Here is a 5,178-nt window from a genome sequence, read left to right as displayed (position 1 = left end):
GCGCGCGCCTAGCGTACGAGCTTCGAGACCGGCACGACCCGCCCGCCCGCCGATTCGATCACGCCGCGCACCGTGCGCGCGAGTTCGACCGCACCAGGCGTATCGCCGTGCAGCAGGATCGATTGGACCGCGATTTTGAGCTTGTTGCCGGTGATCGTCGTGATCGTGCCGTCTTCGAGCAGTTCCTTGACGCGTGCGAGGACGGCCGCGCGGTCCTTGATGACCGCGCCCTCCAGCTTGCGCGACACGAGCGCGCCCTGATCGTCGTAGGCGCGGTCGGCGAGAAACGTGTTGGCCGTGCGCATCCCGATGTGATCGGCGGCCCGTTCGATTTCCGTGTTCGTCGACACGCTGATGATCAGATCGCGATCGAATTCGGCGAGCGCCCGCACCAGCGGCTCGGCCAGTTCATACGATGCCGCAGCCATGTTGCCTAACGCACCGTGAAAGCTCATATGCGTGACGCGATGTCCGGCCCGCTTCGCGATGCCCGCAAGCGCGCCCATCTGATACACCACGTAATTCGCCAGCTCAAGCGGGTCCGCCTGAATCTGCCGCCGGCCGAAGCCCATCATGTCGGGAAAACCTACATGCGCGCCGACGTCGATCTGACGCGCGAGAGCCATCCGCACCGTCTTGTCCATGATGACGGGGTCGCCCGCGTGATAACCGCACGCAATGTTGGCGGACGAGACGATGTCGAGCATCGCTTCGTCTTCGCCCATTCGATAGGGTCCAAAGCCTTCGCCCAGGTCCGCGTTCAGGTCGATTTCCACTATCCACTCTCCATTCTTTAACCCATCTGTGCCGGGCTATCCGCAGCGGACCACACCGGATCGGTGTCTATCTATCGATATGCATCTACACCGACGGCGAGAGTTCGAGCAAGGGCGTTCCGTAGCCGACCGTTGCGCCATGCGCGACGCACAAGCGCGTGACCATGCCATCCGCCGACGCGACCACGGGCACGCACAATTGCGCGATCTGCAGCAAACCGACCATGTCGCCCGGTTTGACGTGATCGCCCGGGCTGACCAATGGCGTGGAACGCGCCGGATGCGTCGACAGAAAGATGCCGGCCGACTTCGCAGTGATGCTGACGGTCTGCGTCTGCGCAGTGTCCGCTGCGCGCGCAAGTCCGCCAGGAACTACAGTCGAAACCGCCTGCACCGACGCCGGCGCATCCGCACCGATCGAGCAAGGCGCCTGCTCCATCGTCAATCGAACCGTCGCCCCGGGTTTGCTGATTTCGATGAACTCGATATCGACCGCCGCCAGCCACGACGTGATCTGCCGCAGCTCGCCGATATCCACTTTGATTTTTTGTGTCATGTTTCAGTGTCGGGAAGGACGAAACAGCGCAACGAGATTGCGCACCCTGACGAGATAACCGTCCAGTTCTTCCAGCGCCGTGACGGCTTGCGCGTACGTCGTCCGAACAAAGCGAATCCTCGTACCAATGCGTGCCTGCGCGAGTCGCCACAAATCGGCTTCGATCACGGTGCCGATCTTCGGATAGCCGCCGGACGGCTGCGCATCGCGCAACTGAATGATCGGCTGGCCGCTATGCGGCACCTGGATCACGCCCGGCACGATGCCGTGCGAGCGCTTTTCGATCGAATGCGTCGCGACCAGGGTCGGGCCGGCGAGGCGATATCCGTAGCGATCGCTCTGTGGCGTCACTTTCCAACCGTCGCGCCAGAACGCTTCGAGCGATTCCGGCTCGTAGCAGTCGTATTCCGCGGCGGGCAGCACGCGCACCACGGTTTCGCCCGCTTCGGCTGCGGGCAGGGATAAAGGCGCCGACAGCGAGTACTCTGGCGGCACCGTGCCGAATCCCGCGGCGAGCACAGCGTCTTGCGGCACGACGCGCTCAGCGAAACCCACTGCCTTCACCACATCACCCTTCTGCAACTGACGACCGTTGAAGCCGCCAAACTGCCCGCGCAATTGCGTGCTGCGCGAGCCAAGCACCACCGGTACGTCCACGCCACCCGCGAGCGACAGGTAACAGCGCGTGCCACTGGTCGGCACGCCGAACGTCAGCACGTCGCCCTGTTTCGCATGCACGGTCCACCACGGCAGCACCGGCCGGTCGCCCAAGCGTGCCGCACAATCGGCACCGGTGATGGCGAACGAAAGATCTTCAAGGAAGCGGATGCGGAAGGGAAACATCGGAATCTCGATGCCGGCCGCGTCGTCCGGATTGCCGAGCAACAGATTGCCGAGCGCGAGCGCCAACCGGTCCATCGCGCCGGCGGTGCCGACGCCGTAGCGCAGATAGCCCTCACGCCCCTGGTCCTGTACCGTCGCGAGCGCGGACGAAGACAATATTTCGATCATGGAACAATCCTTTCGACGCGAAAACGGATCATGTCGCCAGGTGCGAGCGTGGCCGGGTTGTCGCGCGTAGGGTCGAAGAACGACATCGATGTATGACCGATCGTGTTCCAGCCGCTCGGTCCCGTCGATGCCGAGACACCGGTCTGCACGCCGCCGATCGACACCGCGCCGCCAGGCAAACCCAGCACCGGCACCTTGCGCCGCGGCGTGGCGATACGCGGGTCCATACCGCCCAGATAGCAGTAGCCTGGATGGCTGCCGAGCGCATAGACCGTGTAGAGTGGCGCGCAGTGCAATTGCACGACCTCGTCGATAGACAGGCCGGTGTGATTCACCACGTCCTGCAGATGCGGCCCGAACTCGCCGCCGTATTCCACCGGCAAGTCCACCACGCGCCCTTCGATCTGCAACTCGCCCGCCGCAGCCCACGCGTCGCGCAACGCGGCGCCGAGCGAGTCCGGATCTGCGGGCGGCGTGACAAACGTCAGCATCAGATTGGTCACGCCGGGTACCGCTTCACGCACGCCCGGCCATGATTCGACCTCGCGGGCGAGCGTCCAGATGCGGCGCTGTGCATGCAGATCGAGCGCGCCCGGCGCTTCGAACAGCATGGCCGTCGTACCCAGCATGCTGATGCAAAGCGCCTGCTCCGATTCATCCTGTTTCATTGCAAGGACAGTCCTCTGTGAATCCGGACGCAGCCGTTCGACTACGTCGCCGTGCGCAATCGACGCATGCTCAACAGTCAGCGTCATGTCGGTTTCCTCGTTGCGAGCCAACGCTCCAGATGATGAATATCGACGCCGCCCTCAGCGAACCCCTCGTCCTCGAGCATGGCCTGATGCAACGGCACGTTGGTGCGAATGCCTTCGATGCGCATCTCCGAGAGCGCGATGCGCATGCGCGCCAGCGCCTCTTCACGGGTTGCGCCGTGGGTGATCACCTTAGCGATCAGCGAGTCGTAATACGGCGGCACGACCGCGCCGCCACTCATATGCGAGTCCACCCGCACGCCGTTGCCACCCGGCAGTTCCCAGACGGAAATCTTCCCTGGACACGGGGCGAAGGTGAACGGGTCCTCGGCGTTGATCCGGCATTCCAGCGCATGCCCAAGCGTGCGAATGTCCGACTGACGAATCATCAACGCGTGCCCTTGGGCGATCCGGATCTGTTCCCGCACGATGTCCATGCCCGACGTCATTTCCGTCACGGGATGCTCGACCTGCAGCCGCGTATTCATTTCGATGAAATAGAACTGGCCGTTCTCGAACAGGAATTCGAAAGTGCCCGCGCCGCGGTAATTCGTCTGCCGGCAGGCCTCGACACAACGCTCGCCCACTTGCCGGATCAGTTCCGGGTCGATGCCGGGTGCGGGCGCCTCTTCCAGGACCTTCTGATGACGCCGTTGCAGCGAACAGTCGCGCGAACCGAGCCACAGGGCATTGCCGTGCGTATCGCACAAGACCTGAATTTCGACGTGACGCGGATGCTCGAGAAACTTCTCGACATAGAGTTCGGGCTTGCCGAAAGCGCGGCGCGCTTCTTCACGCGTCACCGAAACGGCTTCGAGCAACTGCTCGGGGCCCGGCACGACGCGCATGCCTCGCCCGCCGCCACCACCCGCCGCCTTGACGATCACCGGATAGCCGATTTCTTGCGCGACCCGCAGGATCTCAGCGGGGTCATCCGGCAAGCCGCCGTCCGGGCCCGGAACACAAGGCACGCCGGCCGCACGCATGGCCCGTTTGGCGGCGACCTTGTCGCCCATCGTTCGGATGGAATCGGGCTCGGGGCCGATGAAGGCCATGCCGGCGGCTTCGACCTGCGCCGCAAAATCCGCGTTTTCCGACAGGAAGCCATAGCCGGGATGAACCGCCTGCGCGCCGCTCACGTGCGCCGCGAACAGGATCGCAGCCCGGTTCAGATAACTTTGTCCCGGCGCGGCAGGACCGATGCACAGCGCCTCGTCGGCGAGCCGTACATAGCGCGCGTCGGCGTCAGCCTCGGAATGGACCGCGACGGTTTTCAGACCAAGTTCACGGCAGGCACGCTGGATTCGAAGCGCGATCTCGCCGCGGTTGGCAATCAGTACTTTGTTGAACATGGTCGATCAGCCGATCCGGAACAGCGGCTGCCCGGATTCCACTTCGCTGCCCGGAGCCACAAGAATCTCCAGAACGGCGCCGCTGAGTTCGGACTCGATCGCGTTGAACATCTTCATTGCCTCGATCGTGCAGAGCACCTGCCCTTCCTTGATCGTGTCGCCGGTATTCACGAAGGGCGCCTCGTCCGGCGCCGGCGTCAGATGAACGACGCCGAACATGGGCGCACGAACGAGTTGCGGCTCACTGGCGGTTGCGGGGCCTGCAAGGGCCGCCTGGGGAGTATCGACGGATTGCGCAGGCTCGGCGAGCGGTGATTGCGCTCCTTGGCTCCCTTGGCTCCCTTGGCTCCCTTGGCTCCCTTGGGTGCCCGAGGTGGACGTCACGGCGACACGGTCATCGCCCGAAGGCACCTCAGCCCGCTTGCCACGCCGTCTCGCCTTCACAAGCTTGACCCGTTCCTCGCCCTCGATGACTTCGAGCTTGGCCAGCGGAGAGTCCGCCAACAGGTCGATTAGCGCCTTAATCTTCTGGAGATCCATCTTTGAGTCCGTAGCCGGTTGGACGCGCGCCGGTCGGTTGGCGTGCGCGAAGCACCGCTGGGGCTGTATGGCAACCGATTCAATCTCCGGTTGCCTCGCCCGCGTGACGGCTAGCCTCGTCGCGCCGGCTCACTGCGAACCGGGGCGATCGACGATGGACTCAATGTATCCGGCGCATAAAAAATGCGCCA

The 5,178-nt window shown here is 63.9% G+C and carries 6 protein-coding genes; all 6 read right to left on the bottom strand.

Annotation, left to right across the window (positions count from 1 at the left end; translation table 11 throughout):
• Positions 1 to 8: 8 nt before the first annotated feature.
• Positions 9 to 776 carry a LamB/YcsF family protein gene (locus BM438_RS44250; protein ID WP_093647861.1) on the bottom strand — a complete coding sequence of 256 codons (768 nt, stop codon included), beginning with the start codon at positions 774 to 776 and terminating at the stop codon, positions 9 to 11.
• An 85-nt stretch (positions 777 to 861) separates the two neighbouring features.
• A complete protein-coding gene (locus BM438_RS44245) occupies positions 862 to 1,332 on the bottom strand; it encodes an acetyl-CoA carboxylase biotin carboxyl carrier protein (RefSeq protein ID WP_093647858.1) in 471 nt (156 codons plus the stop codon).
• Positions 1,333 to 1,335: 3 nt separating this feature from the next.
• Positions 1,336 to 2,343, bottom strand: a complete 1,008-nt coding sequence (locus BM438_RS44240) for a 5-oxoprolinase subunit C family protein (protein WP_093647856.1) — start codon at positions 2,341 to 2,343, stop codon at positions 1,336 to 1,338.
• Positions 2,340 to 3,011, bottom strand: coding sequence for a 5-oxoprolinase subunit PxpB (gene pxpB / locus BM438_RS44235; protein ID WP_244179620.1), 672 nt, complete (start codon positions 3,009 to 3,011; stop codon positions 2,340 to 2,342). The genes BM438_RS44240 and pxpB overlap by 4 nt, the downstream gene beginning before the upstream one ends.
• Positions 3,012 to 3,094: 83 nt before the next feature.
• Complete coding sequence (gene accC / locus BM438_RS44230; RefSeq protein ID WP_093647851.1) at positions 3,095 to 4,447, bottom strand: acetyl-CoA carboxylase biotin carboxylase subunit; 1,353 nt, start codon at positions 4,445 to 4,447, stop codon at positions 3,095 to 3,097.
• A 6-nt stretch (positions 4,448 to 4,453) separates the two neighbouring features.
• On the bottom strand, positions 4,454 to 4,987 hold the full coding sequence (locus BM438_RS44225; protein WP_093647848.1) for an acetyl-CoA carboxylase biotin carboxyl carrier protein: 534 nt from the start codon (positions 4,985 to 4,987) through the stop codon (positions 4,454 to 4,456).
• Positions 4,988 to 5,178: the final 191 nt, after the last annotated feature.

Origin of the sequence: Paraburkholderia aspalathi, assembly GCF_900116445.1 — a bacterium.
GTDB classification, from domain to species: domain Bacteria; phylum Pseudomonadota; class Gammaproteobacteria; order Burkholderiales; family Burkholderiaceae; genus Paraburkholderia; species Paraburkholderia aspalathi.
This window is presented reverse-complemented; position numbering and strand designations above follow the sequence as displayed.